Annotated in this window: 19 protein-coding genes; 10 read left to right on the top strand and 9 right to left on the bottom strand. The window is 73.9% G+C overall.

Annotated features, from left to right (window positions below):
• Positions 1 to 28 precede the first annotated feature (28 nt).
• A complete protein-coding gene (locus ACFVQG_RS06055; protein WP_383377956.1) occupies positions 29 to 559 on the top strand; it encodes a toxin-antitoxin system, toxin component in 531 nt (176 codons plus the stop codon).
• Positions 560 to 637: 78 nt separating this feature from the next.
• Here ACFVQG_RS06055 and ACFVQG_RS06050 read toward each other — a convergent pair whose 3' ends face one another.
• Positions 638 to 1,756, bottom strand: coding sequence for a hypothetical protein (locus ACFVQG_RS06050; protein ID WP_383377343.1), 1,119 nt, complete (start codon positions 1,754 to 1,756; stop codon positions 638 to 640).
• 306 nt (positions 1,757 to 2,062) lie between these two features.
• On the opposite strand from ACFVQG_RS06050, the gene ACFVQG_RS06045 reads away from it, so the two are divergent.
• The gene (locus ACFVQG_RS06045; protein WP_383377341.1) at positions 2,063 to 2,299 is read left to right on the top strand and encodes a hypothetical protein; all 237 of its coding nucleotides are present in this window, start codon (positions 2,063 to 2,065) and stop codon (positions 2,297 to 2,299) included.
• Positions 2,300 to 2,306: 7 nt separating this feature from the next.
• Here ACFVQG_RS06045 and ACFVQG_RS06040 read toward each other — a convergent pair whose 3' ends face one another.
• Together ACFVQG_RS06040 and ACFVQG_RS06035 are read right to left on the bottom strand one after the other, a co-directional pair.
• The gene (locus ACFVQG_RS06040) at positions 2,307 to 2,987 is read right to left on the bottom strand and encodes a 4'-phosphopantetheinyl transferase (protein WP_383377339.1); all 681 of its coding nucleotides are present in this window, start codon (positions 2,985 to 2,987) and stop codon (positions 2,307 to 2,309) included.
• Positions 2,984 to 3,844, bottom strand: a complete 861-nt coding sequence (locus tag ACFVQG_RS06035) for a metallophosphoesterase family protein (protein ID WP_383377338.1) — start codon at positions 3,842 to 3,844, stop codon at positions 2,984 to 2,986. Before ACFVQG_RS06035 ends, ACFVQG_RS06040 begins: the two co-directional genes overlap by 4 nt.
• Positions 3,845 to 4,202: 358 nt before the next feature.
• Between ACFVQG_RS06035 and ACFVQG_RS06030 the strand changes: the two genes are divergently transcribed.
• Positions 4,203 to 5,327, top strand: a complete 1,125-nt coding sequence (locus tag ACFVQG_RS06030; RefSeq protein ID WP_383377336.1) for an ATP-grasp domain-containing protein — start codon at positions 4,203 to 4,205, stop codon at positions 5,325 to 5,327.
• Positions 5,328 to 5,336: 9 nt separating this feature from the next.
• On the opposite strand, the gene ACFVQG_RS06025 is transcribed toward ACFVQG_RS06030, so the two are convergent.
• Genes ACFVQG_RS06025 through wecB form a run of 4 tightly spaced genes read right to left on the bottom strand, consistent with a single transcriptional unit; the run spans position 5,337 to position 11,122 of the window.
• Complete coding sequence (locus ACFVQG_RS06025) at positions 5,337 to 7,520, bottom strand: glycosyltransferase (protein WP_383377334.1); 2,184 nt, start codon at positions 7,518 to 7,520, stop codon at positions 5,337 to 5,339.
• A complete protein-coding gene (locus ACFVQG_RS06020) occupies positions 7,517 to 9,334 on the bottom strand; it encodes a hypothetical protein (RefSeq protein WP_383377332.1) in 1,818 nt (605 codons plus the stop codon). Before ACFVQG_RS06020 ends, ACFVQG_RS06025 begins: the two co-directional genes overlap by 4 nt.
• Complete coding sequence (locus ACFVQG_RS06015; protein WP_383377330.1) at positions 9,334 to 10,041, bottom strand: class I SAM-dependent methyltransferase; 708 nt, start codon at positions 10,039 to 10,041, stop codon at positions 9,334 to 9,336. The genes ACFVQG_RS06020 and ACFVQG_RS06015 overlap by 1 nt, the downstream gene beginning before the upstream one ends.
• Positions 10,034 to 11,122, bottom strand: coding sequence for a non-hydrolyzing UDP-N-acetylglucosamine 2-epimerase (gene wecB / locus ACFVQG_RS06010; RefSeq protein ID WP_383377328.1), 1,089 nt, complete (start codon positions 11,120 to 11,122; stop codon positions 10,034 to 10,036). Before wecB ends, ACFVQG_RS06015 begins: the two co-directional genes overlap by 8 nt.
• Positions 11,123 to 11,160: 38 nt before the next feature.
• Between wecB and ACFVQG_RS06005 the strand changes: the two genes are divergently transcribed.
• The 3 genes from ACFVQG_RS06005 to ACFVQG_RS05995 are packed head-to-tail and all read left to right on the top strand — an operon-like array spanning position 11,161 to position 15,185.
• Positions 11,161 to 12,618: a glycosyltransferase family 4 protein gene (locus ACFVQG_RS06005; protein WP_383377326.1), complete on the top strand. Its 1,458-nt coding sequence runs from the start codon at positions 11,161 to 11,163 to the stop codon at positions 12,616 to 12,618.
• A gap of 49 nt (positions 12,619 to 12,667) precedes the next feature.
• A complete protein-coding gene (locus tag ACFVQG_RS06000; protein ID WP_383377324.1) occupies positions 12,668 to 13,981 on the top strand; it encodes a nucleotide sugar dehydrogenase in 1,314 nt (437 codons plus the stop codon).
• 40 nt (positions 13,982 to 14,021) lie between these two features.
• Entirely contained in the window at positions 14,022 to 15,185 is a 1,164-nt protein-coding gene (locus tag ACFVQG_RS05995; RefSeq protein ID WP_383377322.1) for a glycosyltransferase family 4 protein, read from the top strand.
• Between the two features lie 7 nt (positions 15,186 to 15,192).
• Here ACFVQG_RS05995 and ACFVQG_RS05990 read toward each other — a convergent pair whose 3' ends face one another.
• Both ACFVQG_RS05990 and ACFVQG_RS05985 read right to left on the bottom strand, forming a co-directional pair.
• The gene (locus ACFVQG_RS05990; protein ID WP_383377320.1) at positions 15,193 to 16,092 is read right to left on the bottom strand and encodes a sulfotransferase family protein; all 900 of its coding nucleotides are present in this window, start codon (positions 16,090 to 16,092) and stop codon (positions 15,193 to 15,195) included.
• 183 nt (positions 16,093 to 16,275) lie between these two features.
• Positions 16,276 to 17,622 (bottom strand): 6-phospho-beta-glucosidase, encoded by a 1,347-nt coding sequence (locus ACFVQG_RS05985; protein ID WP_383377318.1) that lies wholly within the window; start codon positions 17,620 to 17,622, stop codon positions 16,276 to 16,278.
• A 164-nt stretch (positions 17,623 to 17,786) separates the two neighbouring features.
• On the opposite strand from ACFVQG_RS05985, the gene ACFVQG_RS05980 reads away from it, so the two are divergent.
• The 4 genes from ACFVQG_RS05980 to ACFVQG_RS05965 all read left to right on the top strand — a co-directional run bounded on the left by ACFVQG_RS05980 (position 17,787) and on the right by ACFVQG_RS05965 (position 23,975).
• Entirely contained in the window at positions 17,787 to 19,019 is a 1,233-nt protein-coding gene (locus ACFVQG_RS05980) for a sensor histidine kinase (RefSeq protein ID WP_383377316.1), read from the top strand.
• On the top strand, positions 19,016 to 19,687 hold the full coding sequence (locus tag ACFVQG_RS05975; protein WP_383377314.1) for a response regulator: 672 nt from the start codon (positions 19,016 to 19,018) through the stop codon (positions 19,685 to 19,687). The genes ACFVQG_RS05980 and ACFVQG_RS05975 overlap by 4 nt, the downstream gene beginning before the upstream one ends.
• Positions 19,688 to 20,072: 385 nt before the next feature.
• A complete protein-coding gene (locus ACFVQG_RS05970; RefSeq protein WP_383377312.1) occupies positions 20,073 to 22,175 on the top strand; it encodes an MMPL family transporter in 2,103 nt (700 codons plus the stop codon).
• A 399-nt stretch (positions 22,176 to 22,574) separates the two neighbouring features.
• Positions 22,575 to 23,975, top strand: coding sequence for a glycoside hydrolase family 16 protein (locus ACFVQG_RS05965; RefSeq protein WP_383377310.1), 1,401 nt, complete (start codon positions 22,575 to 22,577; stop codon positions 23,973 to 23,975).
• The last annotated feature ends 45 nt before the right edge of the window (positions 23,976 to 24,020 follow it).

Genomic DNA, 24,020 nt, shown 5'->3' with positions numbered 1-24,020 from the left:
GGGAGAGTCCGTGGGCATCGGTAGGGACATGCGCCGCCTGTGCCGGGAGCTGGTCGCCGAGCTGGATCTGCCCGCCCCCGCCCCACCCGCCGACCTGTACGCCGCGCTGTGCGACGCCATGAGCCGACGCCGTGGCCGCCCCGTCCGCTTCCGTACGGCGGCCTTCCCGCCCGGCACCGCCAGCGGGCTCTGGCTCGACCTGGCCGAGCAGGACCTCGTCGTCGTCGAGGAGCGCACCGCGCCGGACCACCAGCTGGTCATCCTCGGGCACGAGCTGTGGCACATGAAGGCCGGGCACTGCGGCCACCATGTCGACGGCGCCGCCGTGGCCGCCCGTCTCCTGCACGACGACGCGGACCTGCGGGCCACCGTCCTGAAGGTCGCCGCCCGCACCCGCTTCGACCTCGCCGACGAGCGGGACGCCGAGAGCTTCGGCCTGCTGCTGGCCAGCAAGTGCCGTACGTGGCTGCCGGGTGCGACGGCACGGGGGCCGGTGCGGCGCAACCATCTGGCGGGGCGGATCGAGACGTCGCTGGGGTATCTGGGGCCGCAGGGCTAGGGCGACTAGGGCGACGGCGAGAAGCCCGGCAGGTGGGCGCACCTGCCGGGCCGGGCCGGTGGAGGTCGCGGCCGTCGGTCAGTAGAGGCTGCGGACGAAAGCGTCCGACCTGCCGTTGGTGTCGCCGGGCACGATGTCGTCGGCCGTGGACTGGAAGACCACGTCACGGCCACCGGCGGTGACCGAGCCGGTCTCGGCCGTGGCGGGCTGGGCCGAGACGACCTCGTCCGTACCCGTCCGCAGGTCCCGCAGCGTGAGTGGCGACGGGCCGCTCGTGCCGGACGGGGCGTACAGCAGATAGGTGCCGGTCGGGTCGATGGCCACGCCCCGTACGTCCGGCACCAGTTGGTCGGTGTCGGAGGCCACGTCGTAGACGTGGGTGTCGGAGCCCGCGAGGTAGACGACCTTGCGGCCGTCCTGGCTGAGCTGGACGAGGGTCGCCGCCGTGGCCGGGCCCTCGATCGGGTCGGAGGTGGTGCCGTCGGTCCGGTTCCACAGCCAGACGTCCTGCGCCGCACCGTCCTGATAGGCGACGTACTCGCCGTCGGCGCTGATGGACGGCCGGGCCGGGGACGTGTGGAAGAACTCGGCGACCAGCTCCGTGGTGTTGGCCTGCCAGTCGGCCACCTCGACGGTCTGCCGGGTGGCCGGTCGGCCGTGCGTGGCGACGTTGGCGATGTAGCGGCCGTCCGCACTGAGCGACGGCTGCCCGCAGCTGAGGCCCGAGCAGTTGATGCCGATCGTCCTTCCCGTGCCCACCTGGGACAGGAAGACCTTCGTGTCCCTGAGCAACTGCCCCCAGTGGGCGGCGTACTGCCCGTCGCCGCTGATCACCGGGGGCCGGATCGCGGAGGTGATGGACGACATCGGCGCGGTCTGGCTCGTCCGCCGGTCACGGACGTACACCTGTTTGTGTGTGCCCGAACTGCTGGATCCCCCCAGGTTCGTCGCCAACGACAGGAAGGCGACGCGGCGCCCGTCGGCCGTGATCGATGCCCCGTCGGAGTCGCCGTCGGCCTGCGTGCCGTCGGTCGCGAGACTGATCAGCTCGACACCGGCTCCGCTGGTGCCCGCGACGGCCGTGGGCCGTGCCGAGGCGACGGCGGGCAGCGCCGCCGTGACGGCGCAGACCGCGACCGCCGCGCTCAGGGCGGCCCGCACGCGTCTGGTCGTGCCCCGGTTCTTGGTTCCCCTCATTTTCCCCCCAGATCAGACCCCGGATCAGGCCCGGACGAGACCCGGAGAAAGGCCCGGAAGATCGGAAGGCCCCGGATCGGACTCCGGACGAGACCCCGGATCAGACACGGTCTCTCCTCCGGATCTCCACCGGAGAACTACCACCATGCAACCCCGGGGCGCTATGGGGGTCAATGGGCCTAACCGGGCGAATCGGGACCGAGTCCGGCCGGATTGTCAGTGGTGGACGGCAAGCTGGAGACACGCCCCCGCCGTGCGGGGCGTGCGACCGACGACCGAGACCGACGACGCGGGGAGAGCCGACCGATGCCGACCGCCGTACTGACCGACCGTGAGCGCACCGCCGTCCAGGCCTATCTGCGGCTGCTGCACACCGTACGAGCCGCCCTCGACACCGCCTCCGGCCCGCCCGGCACCCCACGCCCGCCGGTCGTGCCGCCGTCGGCGCTGGCCGAGGCGGAACAGGCGCTCGCCGAGGCGGGTCTGACGGGCAATGAGGCGGAGTTCTTCCGGCTGCTGCACAGCTGGTGCCCGGAGCCCTGAGCCCCCCTCAGCCGTGCGGGACCGCGACCGCCGTCGCCGTCAGGCCGCGCTGGACCGTCCAGCGGCCGTCGAAGCGGGTCAGACGGCGCTCGGCCACCACGGGTCCGGGGACGAGGAGTTCGGCGCGGAAGGTACCGCCCAGCGGTTCGCCGGGGCCGACCCGGAGGTCTATGTCGGCCTCGGTGAACTCCAGCCACTGCCCGGTGAGGGGGAACCACGCCTTGTAGACGGACTCCTTCGCGCTGAACAGCAGCCGGTCCCAGTGGACCGCGGGGTGCGCCGCGGCGAGGGTGCGCAGCCGTTCCCGCTCCGAGGGCAGCGCCACCGCCTCCAGCACCCCGTCGGGCAGCGGCCCCTGGGGTTCGGCGTCGATGCCGAGGGAGGCGAGGTCGGCGGCGCGGACCAGGGCGGCGGCACAGTAGCCGTCGCAGTGGGTCATGCTGCCGGTCAGTCCGGCGGGCCAGCGCGGGGCGCCCCGCTCGCCGGGCAGCACGGGCTGCGGGGGCACCCCGAGCTTCTCCATGGCGCGGCGGGCGCAGGCCCGTACGACGGTGAACTCCCGGCGCCGTTTGGCCACCGCCTGCGCCACCAGCGCCGCCTCCTCGGGGTACAGCGGCGCCGCCTCGGTGCCGTCGTCGCCGTACGCCTCCACGGCGACCACCGTGCCGGGCAGCAGTTCCCCCATCACCGGGCCGCGACCTCCCTCGGCAGGATGCGGCGCAGTTGTCCCGGTGGCCGTTCCCTGCGGCGCCATTCGCGGGGGTAGCCCACCGAGACCTCCTCGAAGGGGACGCCGTCGAGGTGGGTGGTGCGCGGGATGTGCAGATGGCCGTAGACCATGGTCCGGACCCGGAAGCGGCGGTGCCAGTCGGCGGTCAGCCGGGTGCCGCACCACATGGCGAACTCCGGGTACCACAGCACGTCCGTCGGGTGCCGGTCCAGCGGGTAGTGGTTGACGAGGACCGTGGGCACATCCTCGGGGAGCGCGGCGAGTCGGCGTTCGGTCAGGGCGACCCGGGCCCGGCACCAGTCCTCGCGGGTGGGATAGGGGTCGGGGTGCAGCAGGTACTCGTCGTTGCACACCACGCCGGTCGAGTGCGCGTACGCCAGCCCCTCCTCCTTGGTGGCGCAGCCCGCCGGGAGGAAGGAGTAGTCGTACAGGAGGAAGAGGGGCGCGATGGCCACGGGTCCCTCCGGGCCCTCCCACAGCGGGTAGGGGTCCTCGGGCGTGAGCACGCCGAGTTCGCGGCAGACCGCCACGAGGTGGTCGTAGCGGGCGGCGCCGCGCAGGGTGACCGGGTCGCTGGGGTGGGTCCACAGTTCGTGGTTGCCGGGTGCCCAGACCACCTGGCGGAAGCGGCCCGCGAGGGTCCCCAGCGCCCAGCGGACGGCGGAGACGGTCTCGGCGACGTCCCCGGCGACGAGCAGCCAGTCCTCGTCCGAGCCGGGGCGCATCTCCTCGACCAGCGCGCGGTTCTCCGGGTACCCGATGTGCAGGTCACTGATGGCCAGCAGCTGCCCGGCACCACCGGCCGTCGATGTCACCTGTCGCCCCCTCACGATCAGTTCGGACCCGAACACGACAGCACACGCGCACCGCACCGGGCAAGGGCGCCCCGGGACGGCACCCTACGCAGAACCGTGCCAGGACCGTGCGGGGTCCGTGCCGGGTCCGTGCGGGGTCCGTGCCGGTCCGTGCCGGGTCCGTGCCGGGTCCGTGCCGGGTCCGTGCCGGGAATCCGTAACACGCGCGTTGCACGCGGGGGTCCCGGGAAGCCGTATGATCGCCCCAACACCGACGCCCCCGAACTCCCTTCCCTGAGGGCGGCTTGGTGACCCTCCCACCATCCTGGCCGGGCACGGCCCGCTCCGCCGTGCCCGCGAACCGTGAAAGGCGGCCTGCATGGTCTCTCGCGTACGCGTCTGGCTCAACCGCACGTACGCGGAGAACGTGTTCTTCATGGATCAGCTGCGCCGAAATCCCAGCGACCGGGCGGTGGAGATCCATGCCACCCACGGCGATCCCGACTCCCCCGTCCTGGCCGCCGCCGACACCGCCGAGCTGGAGCCGGAGGGCCTCTCCCCGGCTGCGTACGTCGAGTTCGCCCTCGACCAGTGCGTCCGGCGCGGCATCGACGTGTTCGTGCCCCGGCTGCACCAGGCGGCGGTGGTGGCGCACCGCGCGGACTTCCAGGCGGCCGGTACGGCGCTGCTCGCGCCGCCGCCCGAGGCGGTGGCCGTCTTCCAGGACAAGGTGATCGCCTACGAGGCGGTCCAGGCGATCGGCGCGCCCGTGCCGCCCTGGTGGCGGGTGCGGTCGGCGGACGAACTCGTCGCCGCCGTGGAGGAGCTGGAGACGGCCGGGCACAAGGCGTGCTTCAAGCCTGCGTCCGGCGCGGGCGGGGTGGGCTTCCGCGTGATCACGCGCGCCCCCTTCTCACTCGTGCACCTCAACGGATTCCCGAGCCCGTACGTGCCCCTGGACCTGGTGCTGGACGCGGTGCGGGCGGCCGAGGAGCCGGTGGACTGGCTGGTGATGCCGCGGCTGGAGCAGCCGGAGGTGTCCGTCGACTGTCTGACCGGCCCGGACAACCGGGTCCGGCTGGCGGTGGGCCGCACCAAGAACGGCCGCCGCCGCGGCTTCACCCTCAGCGACCAGTGGCTGGAGCCCGCCCGCCGTATCGCCGAGGGCTTCGGACTGCACTACCTGTCCAACATCCAGTTCCGGATGTTCGGCGACCGTCCGGTCCTGATGGACGTCAACACCCGCCCGGCGGGCGGGCTGCACCAGCTGTCCCTGTGCGGGGTCAACGCCCCCTGGGCGGCGGTGCGGCTGGCCCTGGGCGACGACCCCGGCGAGATCGCGCCGCCGTTCCTGGGCCAGGACTACACGGTGGTGTCGGGGCCGCGTCCGCTGCGGGCGGTGTCGCTGCCGCAGCAGCGGGTGGAGGAGCCCGAGCCGGTGCGGGCGCCCGCGCCGACGCCGGTGGACACCGTGTCCGGGGCGGCGCAGGCGTTGCCGCTGTAGGGCCGTGGGTCAGGCGGGGAGCAGGAGTTCGGTCCAGTCCCTGGCCACCCGGGTGAGGGAGTACCGCTCGCGCACCTGGGTGCGGGCCAGGGTGCCCGCCTCCCGCCAGGTCTCCTCGGTCAGGTCGGCGAGGGAGGCCGCCACGGTGTGCGGGTCCTGGTGGATCCAGCGGCGGTCGTAGATCTCGTCGGCGCCGGGCCAGGGCAGCAGGGCGGGCACGGCGGCGGAGGCCATGCCCTCGGCGGGGGCCAGGTGGAAGCTCTCGTCGTCGCTGGTGGACAGGACGTGGCCGATGCGGCGCAGCCAGGCGGCCACGTCCGCGCCGAAGTCGTCGAAGACGACCGCTCCCGCCAGGAGGGGGGAGGTCTGCAGGCGGCGCAGGACGGCGTCGTAGTGGGCGCGTTCCTCGGGCTTGTTCCAGATCCACCAGTACTCCCACGGCGGCTTGGACTTCACCGACAGGTGCCAGCGGCGGTCGTGGGCGCGCAGGGTCTCCAGGACGTCGAGGCCCAGGTCGAGGCGCTTGCGGCTGGGCGCGATGCCGATCATGCCGAGCCGGAAGCGGGCGCCGGGCGCCTTGGGGCGGTCGAGCTGGTCGGTGTCCACCCAGTTGGGGACGACCGTGACCTTGGCCTCCGGCCAGCCGGTGCGCTCGACGGTGCGGCGGGCGTAGGAGGGGCTGACGCAGATCACCCGGTCCACGGCGTCGATGTCCACCTGGCCGGGCCAGTCGGCGTCCAGTTCGAAGCGGTGCAGCCGGACGATGAGACGGCTGCCGGGCCGTTTGTGGCGGCTGTACCAGACGGCCGCGGGGCCGCACCATTCGACGATCACGACGTCCGCCCAGTCGGCGAGTTCGCGGCTGACCGCCGGATCGTGGCGGGCGAGCGCGGCCCAGGCGTCGACGCGGACGTCCAGGCCGGGCAGCGTACGGAAGTGGTCGAGGATGCGGGTGAGGAACTTCAGGTCGTGGCCCGCGACTCCGACCCGCAGGGGGCGGGGGCGGGCGGTCACGGCGGCCGGTGCCGAGGGGAAGGCCTGGTCGAGCTGGGCGCGCCAGCGGTCGGCGGCCACCTGGAGGGTGTACCGGGCGGCGGCGTCGCGGCAGCGTCCGGCGGCGAGTTGGCGGGCCTTGGGGTCGTGCACGGCCCGGGCGACCGCGTCCACGGCGTCGTCGAGTCCGGCGCGTCCGGGGACGTAGAGGGGGTAGTCGGCGCCGAGCAGGGCCTCGTGGGCGGGGGTGCGGTTGAGCACGACGGGCAGTCCGAGGGCGCCGAACTCCAGGACCTTGGTGGAGAGTTCGAGGCTGGCGTCGAGCGCGGGCTCGCGCCAGCCGAGGCCGAGGTCGCAGTCGGCGGCGAGCCGCATGGCCTCCTCGCGGGGCTGCCCGCCGTGGTGCTGGACGCCGGGTGTGGTGGCCAGGGCCCGGGTCATGGCGGCGTGGAACTCGGGGCGGGCGGGGTCGTCGTGGACCTTGTCCCCTACGGTGTGCAGCTCCGCCCGGACGCCCCGTTCGGCGAGCAGGGCGGGCAGGCGGGTCATGGGCAGGGTGTTCCACAGGGGTGCGAACTTGCCGGTGTAGACGAGCCGGAACGGGTCGTGCGGACGGGCGTGGCCGGGGACGTCGAAGTCCGGCTCGGGCACGGCGGGCGGGCTGAGCAGGCACTTGCCGACCGCCTCGGGCACCCAGGTCTCCAGCAGACCGCGCAGTTCCTCCGTCTGGCACAGCAGACGCCCGCAGGACTCGGCGATGCGGGTGAGGTCGGCGCGGGCCTCCTCGGTCATGTCGGCGGCCGACTGCGGGATGTCGGTGAGGTAGGCCCAGATCCGGCCCTCGAAGTCACCGTCGGCGACCATCCGCGCGACCAGTCGCCGTCCGCGCAGCACCAGCAGGTCGCAGGGCTCCTCCTCGTCGAGCCCGGCGAGTACCCGGGAGGCCTGCACGGGCGACAGCGGACGGTCGCCCTGCCCGGGCAGCAGCCGTTCCTCGTAGGGGCGGACCACGGTGACCCCGGGCAGTCCGGCCAGCGGGTCGATCAGCCGCCCGGTGTGCACCGGGGCCTTCAGGACGAGCCGGGTCCGGCAGCCCGCCCGCGACAGCGCCTGCACGGTGGACTGGGCCCAGACGGCGGAGCCGTCGATGAGGTTGAGGTCGACGTCGCCGTAGACGAGGGCGTTCAGGGTCCGGCTCATGCCGTCGGCTCCTTTCCGGACCAGGCGAACAGGCGGTGTCCCCCGCGCGCCCAGGTCGCGGGCGGTGCGCCGGACTCGAGCAGTGCGCGGCGTACGAGGAGCGGGGTCAGGTCGGGGACGAAGACGTAGTCGTCGGCGGTGGGCGTGCTGCCCACCGCGTCGGCGCCGGAGTACTCCTGCGCGCACATCAGGTCGAGCAGCAGGGTGTCGGGGCGGTCCTCGGTGAGGTCCGTCCAGTCGGCCACCCAGGGGGCTTCCGGCGCACCGGTGCGTACGGGCACCCCGGCGGCGGTGAGTTCGTCGAGTCCGGCGGGGTCGGGCACGACGACCTCGGCTGGCCGGTGCCGCTGGCCCAGTACCTGGGCGGTGAGCCGGGCGATGCCGACGCGGTCCCGAGGGGCGGCCAGCACGCAGACGCGGCGTTGGTCGAGGGGATCGGGGGCACCGACCCGGCGGGCGAGCTGCGACAGGCGGACCCGGGTGCTGTCCGCGCGGAACGCCTCGCGCAGTCGCCGCCGTCCGTCCGCCGCCGGGTCCAGGCTCGCCAGCCGGACCCCGGCGTCCGCGTCGAGGACGGCGTCCCAGGCGAACCGGGTGAGTCCGGGGGCCGCCGCGGCCGGGCCGTCCCGCCACAGCACGCAGGAGCCGCCCAGCGCCCGGGTCTCGGTGAGCAGTTCGGCCAGGTGGCGGTCGAGGTCGGGGGCGAGACCGGTGCCGGTGAGGGACCAGGGGCCGTCGCCGGTGCAGGCGCTGAGCTGGACGACGAGGGCGTCCGGTTCGGTGCGCCGTACGATCACCCGGCCGTCGTGCGGGAGCGCCCGGTTGACGGCGGCGTCCGCGGCGAGGTCGGCGGCGGTGGCGTCGGCGAGCACCCCGACGATCACCATGCGGTCGCGGGGGGTCGAGGTGAACGCGCGGTGGGCCAGGTGGAGACGCCCGTCCGCGACGGCCGCCTCCGTCCCCGTCTCCGTCGGGGTGGCGGCGGGGCGGGTCCGCGGCTCCGGGCCCTGTCTCGCCCGCCCCCGCCACAGCCCGTACAACTCCCGTGGCAGCCGGGGCGCCGCGCGGCGGGGCGAGCGTGCCGCCGACACCAGGGCCCGCCCCACCCGCAGCGAGGTGGACCCCTCCAGCATGGCCACCCGGTCCTGGAGCAGGGCGATCCGCTCCCGGGCGCCGTGCAGCGCCGCCGCGAGCTGGTCCTTCTCCCGTACGGCGGCGGCGAGCCGTTCGGCGAGGCCGTCCGGGTGGGCGGGGCCCCGGGCGCGTTCGGCGTCCTCGGCGTCGCGTTCCAGGTCCAGCAGGCGGGCGCGCAGGGAGCGGGAGACCAGGTCGGCGAGCACGTACTCGTCGGCGATCCGCAGCGCGGTGGCGAGGCCCTCACCGGGGACGGGCCGCCCGGACCAGTCGTGCGGGGGCAGGAGTTCGTCGGTGCGGGCGAACACCGCGCCCGCGTGCAGGTGCACGTAGTCGAGCGGGGCGGCGCGCAGCACCTGGCAGTGGTGGGCCACGAGGGCGTCGAGGAGGCGGTGGTAGGGCAGTTCGGGCCCGTGGTGGCCGAAGAGGAGCAGTCCGCGCGCGCCGGGGCGCATGCGGTCCAGGACGGCGAGGCAGTCGGCCTCGCTGCCGTGCAGGGCGGGTTCGGGGCCGTAGGAGACGAGCACCAGTTCGCCCGCGCCGATGTCGCGTTCGCCGTGGTCCAGGGCGATGCCGTCGGGCAGGTGCAGATAGGGCTCCAGGCCGATCCCGCCCGCGGTGGCGTCCACGACCGTGGTGACGCCGTCGAGGTGGGGGTGGAGCAGATCGGTCAGGCGCATCAGCGGATCCTCGTGAAGACGTGGAAGCCGACCTCGTTCTCGCGGAAGCCGTACGGGGTGAACCCCGTGTGCCGCAGGCCGAGGGGTTCGAGCAGCGCGCGGTAGTCGGCGGCGGGCCGGTGCAGGATGTAGTCGGCGCGCGGTCGGCGGGTGGCGGTGTCCTCGTCGGTGAGGATCAGCCGTCCGGTGATCCTCGTCAGGGAGGCGAGGTTGCGCAGACCGGCCTCCCACTCCCGGTCGTCGAGGACGTGGAAGAGGACGTCGACGCAGAGCACGGCGTCGTACGGCCAGGGGCTGCGCCACTCGTCCAGTCCGGCGCGGGCGTAGCGGGGGCCGCCGCCGCGGGCGCGGGCCTGGGCGAGGGCCTCCTCGCTGGCGTCGAAGGCGTCGACGCGGTGGCCGCAGCGGGCCAGGGCGCGGGCGAAGTGCCCCTTGCCGCAGCCCGCGTCGAGCACGAACAGCGGGGCGGACGCGTCGGCCAGGTCGCCGAGCAGCGGGAGGAGGGCGCCGAGCCGCAGCGCGTAGAAGATCTCGTTGCCCGGCCGGTCCAGCCCGATGTGGCCACCGGAGGCGAGGTCGTCGTGGTCGCGGTGGCGGGTGTCCCAGTACGCGCGGGTGGACGAGGGGTCGCGGGCGGCGCGGGAGCCGCGAGGGGACGAGTCGTGGGTGCCGTGGGTGGCGAAGGCGTCGCGGGTGGCCTCAGGCATGGTGGTCCAGCCAGCGGGTGACCTCGGCGGCGATCCGGGCCCCGGCGCGTCCGTCCCACAGGGGTGGGCCCTCGTCCGGCGCCGGGGGTGCGCCGTCGAGCACCTTGCGCAGTTCGGGTACGAGTTCACCGTGGCCGATGAGCCGGTTGGTGCCGTGGGTGACGGTGACCGGGCGTTCGGTGGTGGTGCGCAGCGTCAGACAGGGCACGCCGAGGACGGTGGTCTCCTCCTGGACGCCTCCGGAGTCGGTGATCACGGCGGTGGCCCCGCGCACCAGGCTCATGAACTCGACGTAGCCCAGCGGGTCGAGGACGTGGACGCCCGGGGCTCCGTCGAGGCCCGCCGCGCCGAGTGCCGCCCGGCCGCGCGGGTGCAGGGGCACGACGAGGTCGAGGAGGCGGGCCGCCGCGGTGAGGGCGTCGGCGGCGGCGCGGGCCGCCTCGGGGTCGTCGACGTTGGCGGGGCGGTGCAGGGTGACGACGCCGTAGCGCTCGGGCAGTCCGTGGGCGGTGCGGGCGGCGGCCGGGTCGAAGTGGTCCAGATGGGTGAGCAGGGTGTCGATCATGGGGTTGCCGACGAGATGGACGCGGCCGGGGTCGACGCCCTCCCGGGCGAGATGGCCCACCGCCTCGGGGCTGGTGGCGAACAGCAGCTCGGCCAGCTGGTCGACCAGTCGCCGGTTGACCTCCTCCGGCATCGTCATGTCGAAGCTGCGCAGGCCCGCCTCCACATGGGCGACGGGCATCCCGAGCTTGGCGGCGGCGAGGGCGGCGGCCAGCGTGGAGTTGACGTCCCCGTACACCATCACGAGGGCGGGGTCCCGGGCCGTCAGCTCACCCTCCAGCGCGATCAGCAGCTCGGCCGTCTGCCGGGCGTGGCTGCCGGAGCCCACGCCGAGGTCGGTGTCCGGTTCGGGCAGGCCCAGTTGCCGGAAGAAGACGTCCGACATCCGTTCGTCGTAGTGCTGGCCGGTGTGCACCAGGTCCTGGCCGCAGCCCGCGGCGCGCAGGGCGGCGACGACCGGGGCGGCCTTGACGAAGTTCGGCCGGGTGCCGACGACGTGGAGTACGCGGCCGTTCATGTCCATCCTTCTCCGCTTCTGCCACCTAATGTGGCGGCATGTCGCGCCATATCCCTCGTGTGTTCAGTCTGGCCGCATCCGTGGCCTGGGGCGAGCTGCGTCATGACCCGGCCCGTGCGGTGTTGCTGGGGGTGCGGCTGCTGCCGTCGGCCGTGCGGCGCCGGGTGCGTCCGCTGGAGCGGCGGCTCGCCGGGCGGGCCCGGACGGCGGGCCCGGCCGCTGCTCCGTCCGGGGTACGGGTGCCCGCCCCGGCCCCGCGCGGGGCGCGGCCGGTCCGCCCGGTGCCGGGCCGGGTGCTGCATCTGGTCACCAACGGGCTGCCGTTCAAGCAGGCCGGGTACACCGTGCGCACGCAGAAGATCGCCGAGGCGCAGCGGGCGGCCGGGCTCGATCCGCATGTGGTGACGCGGATCGGGTTTCCGGTGGCGCAGGGGGTTCTTGACGCCAGTCCACTGCATACGGTCGGCGGTGTGCCGCAGCACCGGCTGCTGCCGCCCTGGCTGCCGTACGGGCAGGCGGCTTTGCTGGCCCGGAACGCCGAGCTGGCCGGGCGGCTGGTGGAGCGGCTGCGGCCCGCCGTACTGCACCCGGCCACCGACCACGGCAACGGACGGGTGGCACTGGCCCTGCGCGCCGCCTACGGGCTGCCGGTGGTCTACGAGGTGCGTGGCTTCCTGGAGGACACCTGGCTGACCCAGTCCCCGGGCCGCTCCCCCGCCGACCCGAGCTACCGTGCCCGGCGCGAGCTGGAGACGCACTGCATGCGCGAGGCGGACCTGGTGCTGACGCTGGGCGCGGCGATGAAGGCGGAGATCGTGGCGCGGGGGGTGCCCGAGGAGCGGGTGCTGATCGTGCCGAACGCGGTCGACGAGGAGTTCCTCGGCCCGCCGCCCGACGGGGCCCCGCTGCGGGCCCGGCTCGGCATCGCGCCGGAGGAGTTCGTGGTCGGCACGGTCAGCAGCCTTACTCCACACGAGGGAATCGGCACATTGCTCCATGCGGGTGCCGAGCTGAGGCGCCGCGGGGTGCCGCTGCGGCTGCTGATCGTGGGGGACGGCCCGGAGCGCGCGGCGCTGCGCGGGCTGGCCGGGCGGCTGGGTCTGGCGGACGGGACGGCGGTGTTCACGGGCCGGGTGCCGTACGCCCAAGTGCGCGCCTGCCACGCCGTGTTGGACGTGTTCGCGGTGCCGCGGACGGATGAGCGGGTGTGCCGCCTGGTGACGCCGCTGAAGCCGGTGGAGGCGATGGCGAGCGGGCTGCCGGTGGCCGCCAGCGACCTCCCCGCGCTCGCGGAACTCGTCAAGCCGGGAGCGACCGGGCAACTCGTTCCCCCCGCGTCGCCGCACTCCTGGGCGGATGCCCTCGAAACTCTTCTTTACAGTCGAGACCGGTGCGAATGGGGTGCCGCCGCTCGCGAGAGCGTGGCGCGCGACCGCACCTGGTCCCGGGTCGCCTCGACGACCCGGGAGGCGTACCGCGCCCTTGGCTGTCTGTGAGGGTCGGGCCACGCCGGACAACATCACATCCGGTGACGGGAGCAGCCCCATGCAGGTCGAACGGTCCGAACCGCTCAGGGACGGCGCGGCAGCACACACCCCCTCCGTGGAACTCGCCGTGATCGGGCTCGGCTACGTCGGCCTGCCGCTCGCGCGCGAGGCGGCGGCGGTCGGCCTGAAGGTCATCGGCCTGGACCGGGACCCCAAGGTCGCCGCGGGGCTCAACTCCGCCCGCTCCCACGTCGACGACGTCTCGGACGACGACCTGCGCCGCATGCTGGCGGCCGGGTTCACCGCCACCACCGACGAGGACTGCCTCGCCCGCGCCCAGACGGTGGTGATCTGTGTGCCCACCCCGCTCAACGGCGACGGCGGCCCCGACCTGAGCGCGGTCACCGCCGCCACCCACGCGGTCGCGGCCCGGCTGCGCCCCGGACAGCTCGTCGTACTGGAGTCCACCACCTATCCCGGCACCACCGAGGAGGTCGTACGGCCGCTGCTGGAGCGGGAGTCCGGGCTGAAGGCCGGGGCGGACTTCGCCCTCGCCTTCTCGCCGGAGCGCATCGACCCCGGCAACACCGGGCACGGGCTGCGCGACACGCCCAAGGTGGTCGGCGGCTGCACCCCCTCCTGCGCCGCCCGCGCGGTCGCCTTCTACGGCAAGCTCGTCGACACGGTCGTCCAGGCGAAGGGCACCCGCGAGGCCGAGATGGCCAAGCTGCTGGAGAACACCTACCGCCACGTCAACATCGCCCTCGTCAACGAACTCGCCGTCATCAGCCATGAGCTGGGCATCGACCTGTGGGACGCCATCCGCTGCGCCGACAGCAAGCCGTTCGGCTTCCAGGCGTTCCGGCCGGGCGCCGGGGTCGGCGGCCACTGCATCCCCATCGACCCCAACTACCTGTCGTACAAGGTGCGTTCCTCGCTCGGCTACGACTTCCGGTTCGTCGGTCTCGCCCAGGAGATCAACCGGCGCATGCCCGAGTACGTCGTGCGCCGCGCCCAGGACCTCCTCAACACCGCCGACCGGCCGCTGCACGGCTCCCGGGTGCTGCTGCTCGGGGTCACCTACAAGCCCGACGTCGCCGACCAGCGCGAGAGCCCGGCGGTCCCGGTGGCCCGGCTGCTGCGGCGGCGGGAGGCCGAGGTCTCCTTCCACGACCCGTACGTCGCCGCCTGGACGGTCGACGACGTGCCGGTCCCCCGCGTCGACGACCCGCGGTCCGCCGCGCGCGACCACGACCTGACGATCCTGCTCCAGGACCACTCCTCCTACGACCTGCCCGCCCTCGCCGACACCGCCCGCCTGCTGTTCGACACCCGGGGGCGGATCTTCCGGCCCGGCGTCGAGGTGCTGTGAGCGGCCCACCGCCGGGACGGAACCGAAAGGGCTCGCACCGATGCGCATACTCGTCGTGACCGTCGTCCACCATCCCGAGGACGCGCGGATACTGCACCGGGAGATCGCCACCCTCACCCGGCGCGGCCACCGGGTCGTGTACGCCGCCCCGTTCGCCGCGCGCCGGGTGGCGCCGCGTCCCGGTGTCGAGGGCGTGGACCTGCCCCGCGCCGTCGGCCGCGACCGCCGGGCGGCGCTGCGCGCGGCGCGGGCCCTGCTGACCGCGCGGGGTCCCGAGGCGGACGTCGTGCTGCTGCACGACCCCGAACTGCTGCTCGCCCTGCCCGGCACCCTGCGCCGCTGGCGGCAGGGCGGCCGGGCCCCGGTGACCGTATGGGACGTGCACGAGGACACGGCGGCGGCGCTGACGATGAAACGCTGGCTGCCCGCGGCGCTGCGACCGCCGCTGAGGGTGGCGGTACGGGCCGCCGAGCGCCTCGCCGAGCGTCATGTGCGGCTGTTGCTCGCCGAGGACGCCTACCGGGAGCGGTTCCGCGGGCCCCATCCCGTCGTACCGAACCTGCCCCTCGTCCCGCCCTCCCCGCCGCCACCGCCCGGCACGGACCGGATCGTCTACCTCGGCCACCTGTCCCGGGCGCGCGGCGCGTTCGACCTGATCGAGGCGGCCCGCGCGCTCGGCCCGGAGGTGCGCGTCGAGGCGATCGGCGCCGCCGACCCGGAGGTGCGCGGCGCGCTCACCGAGGCCGACCGGGCGGGCGTGCTGCACTGGCACGGCTATCTGCCCAACGACCGTGCGCTGGCGCTGCTGCGGGGCGCCCTCGCGGGGCTGTCCCTGCTGCACGACCAGCCCAACTACCGCCACTCACGGCCCACCAAGGTCGTCGAGTACATGGCCCACGGCGTCCCCGTGGTGACCACGCCCAACCCCCTGGCCGCCGCCCTGGTGAACCGGCACCGCTGCGGCCTCGTCGTCCCCTACGGGGATCCGGTGGCGGCAGCGGAGGCGGTACGGCGGCTGCGCGCGGACGCGGGTCTGCGGCGGGGCACCGCGGGACGCGGCCGGGCGGCGGCGCTGGCCGAACTCGACTGGGCGGAGCGGGGGGCGGAGTTCGCGGACGTGCTGGAGGGATGGGCGGAGGAGGCGGGTCTCGACGCGGGCGGGGGCGTGCGGCGCGGTCCGGTTCCGGTGGCGAGCGGGAACTGACGGTACGTCAGCTCGGGTAGCCCCAGGCCTTCGCCAGCTCCGCCAGTCTGGGCGGGAGGTCGGTCGCCGGGTCGGCGGCGCGGGCGGCCTGGATGCGGCCCGACTTGATGGTGCTGCTCCAGTCGCCGAGCTTGGGGCGGAAGCGGCCGTGGTCATGGCTGCCGTAGTCGAGCATGCCGCTCTCCCACGCGACGCCGAGGTGGTCGCACAGGCCGCGGGTCATGCCCTCGGGGTCGGCGGTGAGGTCCTCGTACTTGATGACGTGCGCGTTGCGGAGGTACTGGCGGGCCTCGTCCAGCTTCTCGGCGTACTGCAGGACCTCCTCGCGGATCGCCGCGTGGTCGGGGTTGTCGCGGCGGTTGGTCAGCGAGGTGATCACCGCGCCGGGGTGGCGCAGCAGCACGATGTAGCGGGCGTTCGGCCAACATCGCTCCAGGCGGCGGAAGATGAGGGTGTTCGCCGGGGTCTTATCGACGATGACGTCCTTGCCGCTGTGGGTCAGCTCCAGGTGCAGGACGCGGTCCCACAGCACGTGCTCCAGTTCCTGCCGGTCCAGCCGCAGTTCCTTCATGGCGTCCGCCGTGAAGTCCCGGGAGAACTGCACGTGCACCGTGCGCAGATGCATCTCGTGCGGGGCGCGGATCCGGCTGTGGCTGTTCAGCAGCACCCGCAGCAGGGTCGAGCCGGAGCGCACCGAGGACAGCACGAACACCGGCGAGTCCACCAGCCGGGGCGCGAGCGGGGCGACGTAGCCGCCCACGGTGTCCTGCCGCTCCCGCTGGGCCGGTACCGCGTTCAGGGTGCGGCGCTGCGGACTCACCCGGCGCGGCGGGCTCACCGCCTGCACCATCAACCGGCCGCGGCGCCTGAGGCCCTTACCGATGGCGGACATACGCGGGTCTCGCACGGTGACACCTTTCTCTCTCCTTACGCCGCATCACAGAGGCGACAGGCGAACTCCCGGTGTACGGCAGGCGAACCGGGATGGCTGTGGAGCTTCACATACCGCTTATGACCAGGCGCTTTACCGCTCTCTTAATTCTTGCTGAGCTTGCTGTCCGGAGGAGTCGGCTCGGCCCTCCCCCCGAGTTCAGTCCTTGCTGAGATAGGCGAGTCCGGGGTGGACGGCGGTGTAGCCGTCGACGAGGCGGCGGGCGACGTTCACCGAGTCGACGAGCGGGTGCAGGGCGAAGGCCTTCACGGCCGTGGCGCGGGAGCCGGACGCGGCGGCGGCGAGGATCTCCCGCTCGACCGCCTTCACCGCGCAGACCAGCCCGGTCGCGTGGCCGGGCAGCGGGTCCACGGCAACGGGGTGGGCGCCGCTGGCGCCGACCAGGCAGGGGACCTCGATGACGGCGTCCCGGTCCAGGACGGAGAGGGCGGAGCGGTTGCGGACGTTGAGGATCAGGGTGGCGCGCTCGTCGCGGGCGATGGCCCGCATCAGGGCGAGGGCGACGTTCTCGTAGCCGCCCGCGAGGTCCTCGGCCTCGCGCTCGCCCGCTCCGGCCGACTGCCGGTTCTCGGACATGTAGGTGGCCTCGCGTTCGGCGCGGGTGCGTTGCCAGGCGTCCAGGGCGGAGGCCTCGGGGTCCGTGGCCGTCGTGTAGAAGCCCGCCTGCTGGTCGCGCAGGAAGGCGCCGCGGGTGCGGTCGGCCTCGCGGTAGGCGCGTACGGTCTCCCGGTTGAAGTAGTAGTAGTGCAGGTACTCGTTGGGTACGGCGCCCAGCGAGCGGAGCCAGTCGGCGCCGAAGATCCTGCCCTCCTCGAAGGAGCCGAGCAGGTCGGGGTCGGCCAGCAGGCGCGGCAGTTCGTCGCGGCCCCCGACGCGCAGGGCGCGGACCCAGCCGAGGTGGTTGAGGCCGACGTAGTCGATCCAGGCCGCGGCGGGGTCGCGCACCCCGAGCACCCGGGCGATACGGCGGCCGAGGCCCACCGGCGAGTCGCAGATGCCGATGACGCGGTCGCCGAGGTGGTGGGACATGGCCTCGGTGACGAGTCCGGCCGGGTTGGTGAAGTTGATGACCCAGGCGTCGGGGGCCAGCCGGGCCACCCGCCGGGCGATGTCCAGGGCGACGGGGACCGTCCGCAGCCCGTAGGCGATACCGCCCGCGCCGACCGTCTCCTGCCCGAGCACGCCCTCGGCCAGCGCCACCCGCTCGTCGTCGGCGCGTCCCTGGAGGCCGCCGACGCGGATCGCGGAGAAGACGAAGTCGGCGCCGCGGAGGGCGTCGTCGAGGTCGGTGGTGACGGTGACGCGGGGGGCGTCGGGGATGTTCGCGGATTGTTCAGCCAGTACACGGGAGACTGCATACAGTCGCCTGGCGTCCAGATCCTGTAGAACGACGTCCGTCACCCGGCCCGCTCCCCGGTCCCTGAGGAGTGCCCCGTACACCAGCGGCACGCGGAATCCTCCGCCGCCCAGAATGGTCAACCGCATACTGTTCTCCGCCTTCCGCATCCGCCGTGTCGCCTGCATGCCTGTCGCCCGCCCGGCGATCATGTCGGCTCACGGTCACCGGGCGCCAATATCCCTCGCACCGGTGAGGCCCGGGACCAAGGCGCTCGCAATACTGGAACGGCCCTTGCCCCGAGGAGCCGCTCATGCCCACCCGGTCCTGGTTCTCCGCTGCCGTCGCCCGGCTGCGCACGGCGAACCCGTACGCCGTCGACGCCGCGTTCGCCGCCGCGGTGCTGTTCGCCACCTCCCTCCCCTGGATCTTCCCCGGCCAGCCGGACGACCGGCTGACCTGGCCGGGCTACCTGCTCGGCGCCGCGACCGCGCTGCCGCTGATCTGGCGGCGGCGCGCGCCCTTCCTCACCGCCTGCGCCGTGTCGACGGCCACTTCGGCGATGGCGGTCCACCACGCCCCCGCACCCGACGTGATCTACGGCGGTCTGGTCGTCCTCTACACCGTGGCCGCGCTCTGCCCGCCCTGGCAGCGGCGCTTCATGCTGGTCGGCTGGCTGCTCGGGGTCGCCCTCACGATGATCCACAAGGAGGACGCCCGTCCCTACGAGTACGCCTTCCAGGTGATGAGCGTGGTCTCCGCGTACGCGTTCGGCGTCCTCGCCCGCCTCCAGCGCGCCTACACCGCCGCCCTGGAGGAACGCGCCCGGCGACTGGAGCGGGAGCGCGCCGCCGACACCGCGCGGGCCCGGGCGCAGGAACGGTCCCGGATCGCCCGGGACATGCACGACATCCTCGCCCACGCGGTCAGCCTGATGGTCGTACAGGCCGAGGCCGGGCCGGTCGTCGTGCGCAGCGACCCGGCCCGCGCGCAGGCCGCGTTCGAGGCGATCGCGGGGACCGGCCGGGACGCGATGGCCCAACTGCGCCGCATCCTCGGGGTGCTCGCGGAGGACCGGGGCCAGGTCCCGGCCCGGCTGCCGCAGCCGGGCGTCGCCGCGCTGGCCGACCTGGTCCGCCAGGTCGGCGACTCCACCGACCTGCGGGTCACCCTGCGCACCCGCGGTGAACCGCGCCCGCTGCCGCCGGACACCGAGGTCGCCGTCTACCGCGTGGTGCAGGAGGCGCTCACCAACACCGTCAAGCACGCGTACGCTTCCTCCGCGGCCGTCGACCTCGACTGGACGGAGGACGAGTTGACCCTGACGGTGACCGACGACGGCAAGGGGCCGGGCGGGACTCCGGCGCCCGGCGCGCGCCAACGGATCCGTGGGGGCGGACCGACCGGCGGGCACGGACTGATCGGCATCCGGGAGCGGGCCGCGGCCTGCGGGGGCAGTGCGGAGGCCGGGCACGGGCCGGGCGGCGGCTTCCGGGTCGTCGTACGCCTGCCCGCGGCCGAGCGGCGGCAGGCGGCGCTCGGGTGAGCATCCGGGTGGTCGTCGCCGACGACCAGGAACTGGTCCGCAGCGGCTTCTCCATGATCCTGGAGGCGCAGCCGGACATCGAGGTCGTCGCCGAGGCGGGGGACGGCGCCCAGGCGGTCGCCGCTGTCGAGGCGCATGGCCCGGACGTGCTGCTGCTCGACATCCGGATGCCGGTCATGGACGGTCTGGAGGCGGCCCGGCGGGTGTGCGCGGGGTCGGGGTGCAAGGTGGTCATGCTGACCACGTTCGACGTGGACGAGTACGTGTACGAGGCGCTGTACGCGGGTGCCAGCGGGTTCCTGCTGAAGGACGTGCGGCGGGACGACCTGGTGCACGCGGTGCGGGTGGTCGCGGCCGGGGACTCGCTGCTGGCGCCCGCGGTGACCCGGCGGCTGGTCGCGGACATCGTGCGGCGCCGCCGGGAGGAGTCGACGGCCGCCGACGTCACCCCGCAGCGCCTCGACGTGCTCACCGCGCGCGAGGTGGAGACTTTGCGGATGCTGGCCCGCGGGCTGACCAACGCCGAGATCGCCACGACGCTGTTCGTCAGCGAGCACACCGTCAAGACCCACGTCAGCAATGTGCTGGGCAAGCTCGGGCTGCGGGACCGGGTGCAGGCGGTGATCTGCGCCTATGAGACGGGGCTGGTGTCACCGGGGGCGCCGTAGCGCTCCGGCCTCAGTCCCCGGTCGGCCCCTCCCCCGCACGATTAGGACACCACCCGCGCCTCCCCCGCACGACCAAGGCGCCACCCGCGCCTCCCCGCACGGCCAGGACACCACCCCCGCCTCCCCCGCACGGCCAGGACACCACCCCCGCCTCCCCCGCACGACCGAGCCAACGACCCCGCCTCCCCCGTGCGACCGAGCCAACGACCCCGCCTCCCCCGTGCGACCGAGCCAACGACCCCGCCTCCCCCGTGCGACCGAGCTAACGACCCCGCCTCCCCCGTGCGACGGAGTGCCGGAAACCGCTCCCTCCGGCGATCCGGCGGCACCCCCTCCGGCAGGAGTCTGTGGGACGACACCAGCCGACAACACGCCGGGAGGGACCGTGCTGTCCAGCCTCGCCCGGGCGGCGACCCGCCGCCCACTGACCGTCATCCTCTTGTGGGTGCTCTTCCTGCTGCTCGGCTTCGGGCTCGGGACGGGCGTCTTCGCGCGGCTCTCGGACAACGTGCCGGAAGTCCCCGGCACCGAGTCGGAGCGCGCCGCCCAGTACCTGGACCGCGCCGACCCGATCGGCGAGTCCCTCACCGGCATCGTCGAGGCCCCCGCGGTCACCGACCCCGCCCTGCGCGGCGAGGTCGAGCGGGCCGTCACCGAGGTGCGGGCCGTCGACGGGATCGCCGCCGTGCCCGACCCGTACGCCACCCCGGGCCTGACCTCCGAGGACGGGCGGGCCGTGCTCATCCCGGTCACCCTCGAGGGCGGCCTCGACGACGACGCCGAGGAACGCGCGGTGGACGCCGCGGCCGAGCGGCTCCAGCGGATCGACGCGCCCGAAGTACACGTCAGCGGCGGCCCCTTGCTGGGCAAGCAGCTCGGCGAGCGCGCCCAGGAGGACGTGGCCAACGCCGAGCTGATCTCGCTGCCCGTCGTGCTCGTCCTGCTGCTGGTGATCTTCGGCGGGCTGCGCGCGGCCGGGCTGCCGCTGGTGATCGCGGTCAGCGGCATCGCGGGCGCCTTCCTCGCGCTGTTCGCGTTCAGCCAGGTCACCGACATCTCGGTGTACGCCATCCAGGTCACCACGATGCTGGGGCTCGGGCTCGCCGTCGACTACGCGCTGCTGATGCTGGTCCGCTTCCGGGAGGAACGGCGGCACACCGCGGACGTCGTCGAGGCCGTGCACCGCACGGTCGCGGCGGCCGGGCGCACGGTGCTGTTCTCCGGGCTGACGGTGGCGGTCAGCCTGACCGGGCTGCTGGTCTTCCCCAGCACCTTCCTGCGCAGCATGGGCCTGGCCGTGGCCGCGGTGGTGGTGGTCGACATGCTGGCCGCCCTCACCCTGCTGCCCGCGCTGCTGGCCCGGTTCGGCGGGAGGATCGACCCGGCCAAGGAACGCCCGGACGGCGCGGAGGGCCGCCTCTTCGCCCGGCTCGCCCGCTTCTCGGTCCGCCGCCGGGTCGCCGTCCTGGCCACCGTCGTACCGGCGCTGCTGGTGCTCGCGCTGCCCGTCACCGGCATGACCGTCAACATCGGCGACGCCCGGCAGCTGCCCACGAGCAGCGAGGCACGGCGGTTGTACGACACGGTCGGGGAGCACTTCCCTGCGGGCAGCGGCGTGGACGCCGTGACCGTCGTCGTCGGGGCGGACACCGACCCGGCGACGGCCGACCGCATCCTCGCGCTCTCCCCCGCCGCGCAGTCCCGTGAGCTGCCTGACGGCACCACCGTCGTCTCCCTGCCGCCCTCGGGCAGCGTCGACGGCAAGGAGGCCACCGAACTGGTCGAGTCGGTACGGGAGATCCGCGGGGACGCCCCGGTCGAGGTCACCGGCACCGCCGCGCGGCTGGTCGACTTCCGCGAGATGCTCGCCGAGCGGGCGCCCTGGGCGGCCGTGACCGTGCTGGCCGGGATCTTCGCGCTGCTGTTCGCGTTCACCGGGTCGGTGCTGATCCCGCTGCGGACCATCCTGACGACGCTGCTCAGTCTGGGCGCGGCGCTCGGCGCGGTGGTGTGGGTGTTCCAGGACGGCCATCTGGCGGGCCTGCTGGGCGCCGAGGGGCTGGGCGCGCTCAGCCTCACCGCGCCGCCGTTGATCATCGCCATCGCGTTCGGACTGGCCATGGACTACGAGCTGTTCATCCTGGCCCGGATGCGCGAGGCCCGGCAGGTGTCCGGGGACGACCAGGAGGCCGTGGTGACCGGGCTGCGCCGCTCCGGCCGCGTGGTGACGTGCGCCGCGCTACTGCTCGCGGTGGTCTTCGGCGCCTTCATGACGGGCGGCTTCTCCCCGATCCTGCAGATCGGCCTGGGCCTGACCCTCGCGGTGCTGATCGACGCCACGGTGGTGCGGATGCTCCTGGTCCCGGCGACCATGTCGCTCCTGGGCCGCCATGCCTGGTGGGCGCCGCGGCCACTGCGCCGGGCGCACGACCGGTACGGGCTGCGCGAGGAGGTCGAGCCCGAGCGGGAGCTGGCCGCCCAGCGCTGAGCCGCCGCGCCCGCGCGGTCCGTTCCCGCCTCGGGGGAACGGACCGCGCGGTGTCGTCTTTGTGCCGTCTTCACGAAATGAACTCCCTTGCCCGGCAAGTACTTTCCTCGTTGCACCTCTTGACGACCGCAGTGCCGCGGAGCACATTGGCGGGCGCACCGAGTTCTGAGAGCGCTCTCACCCCAGGGCTCGGTGCGCTCGCACCTCCACCGCTCGCACCTCCACCGCTCGCACCTCCACCACACGCACCCCCACCACACGCACCTCCGCACGCACCCCCACCGCACGCACCCTCCCCCACCGAACCCACCCCCCCCCTTCACCGCACCGATCCCACCCGCACCCCTACCGATCCCACCCGCCCCGATCCGTACTGATCCGTACCGAGAGGCACCCCCCATGAGTGAAACCTCCGGCACATCCCACAGACGGCGGCGCCCCCTCAGGCGGGCGCTCCTCGCCGTCCTCGGCAGCCTCGGCCTGGCGGGGCTCGTCGCCACGGCCGCCGTCCCGTCCGCGACCGCGGCGGCACCCCCGCCGCCGTCCGGCTGGACGCAGGTCTTCGTCGACGACTTCAACGGCGCCGCGGGCACCGGCGTCAACACCGCCAACTGGCGCTACTCGACCGGCACCGGCTACCCGGGCGGCCCCGCCAACTGGGGCACCGGCGAGATCGAGACCATGACGTCGAGCACCAACAACGTCTCCCTCGACGGCAACGGCAACCTGCGCATCACCCCGCGCCGGGACGCCGCGGGCAACTGGACCTCGGGCCGTATCGAGACCAACCGCACCGACTTCGAGCCCCCGGCGGGCGGCAAGCTGCGGGTGGAGTCCCGCATCCAGATGCCGAACGTCACCGGCGCCGCCGCCCGCGGCTACTGGCCCGCCTTCTGGATGCTCGGCTCCCCCTACCGCGGCAACTACTGGAACTGGCCGTCGGTGGGCGAGCTGGACATCCTGGAGAACGTCCAGGGCCTGAACACGGTGTGGTCCACGATGCACTGCGGCACCTCACCGGGCGGCCCCTGCAACGAGACCACCGGCATCGGCGGCTCCCGCGCCTGCCCCGGCACCACCTGCCAGGCGGGCTTCCACACCTACGGCATGGAGTGGGACCGCTCGACGAGCCCCGAGGAGATCCGCTTCTACGTCGACGGCATCAACTACCACACCGTACGGGCCAACCAGGTGGACGCCACCACCTGGGCCAACGCCACGAACCACGGCTACTTCATCATCCTCAACGTGGCGATGGGCGGCGGCTTCGTGGACGCCTTCGGCGGCGGCCCGGACGCGGCCACCGTGCCGGGGCACCCGATGGTCGTCGACTACGTCCAGGTCCTGTCGGCCAGTGGGAGCGGTACCACGCCCCCGCCGACCGGCAACCGCGACGCCTACAGCGCCATCCAGGCCGAGTCCTACGACGGTCAGTCCGGTCTGATCACCGAGTCGACGTCCGACTCGGGCGGCGGGCAGAACATCGGCGCGCTGGCCAACGGCGACTGGGCGCTCTACCGGGGCGTCAACTTCGGCTCCAGCGCCGCCAGGCAGTTCGTCGCCCGGGTCGCGAGCGGCGCCGGGTCCGGCGTGAGCGGTCTGGTCGAGGTGCGCCTGGACAGCCGTGGCAACGCGCCGATCGGGAGCTTCGCGGTGGGCAACACCGGCGGGTGGCAGTCCTGGCGGACCATCCCGGCGAACATCAGTTCCGTCACCGGCACGCACTATTTTAATAGCACATCACCCAGCGGTATGCCGGCTGAATTCGTGAATGTGAACTGGTTCCACTTCGGCCGCTGACTCCTCCCTCCCGGGTTTGCCTAGTGGGCCGCCCCGCGCGCGTGG

The organism is Streptomyces sp. NPDC057877 (genome assembly GCF_042796855.1).
Taxonomy (GTDB): Bacteria; Actinomycetota; Actinomycetes; order Streptomycetales; family Streptomycetaceae; genus Streptomyces.
The sequence above is the reverse complement of the archived record's forward strand: the minus strand, read 5'-3'. Positions and strand labels throughout refer to the sequence as shown.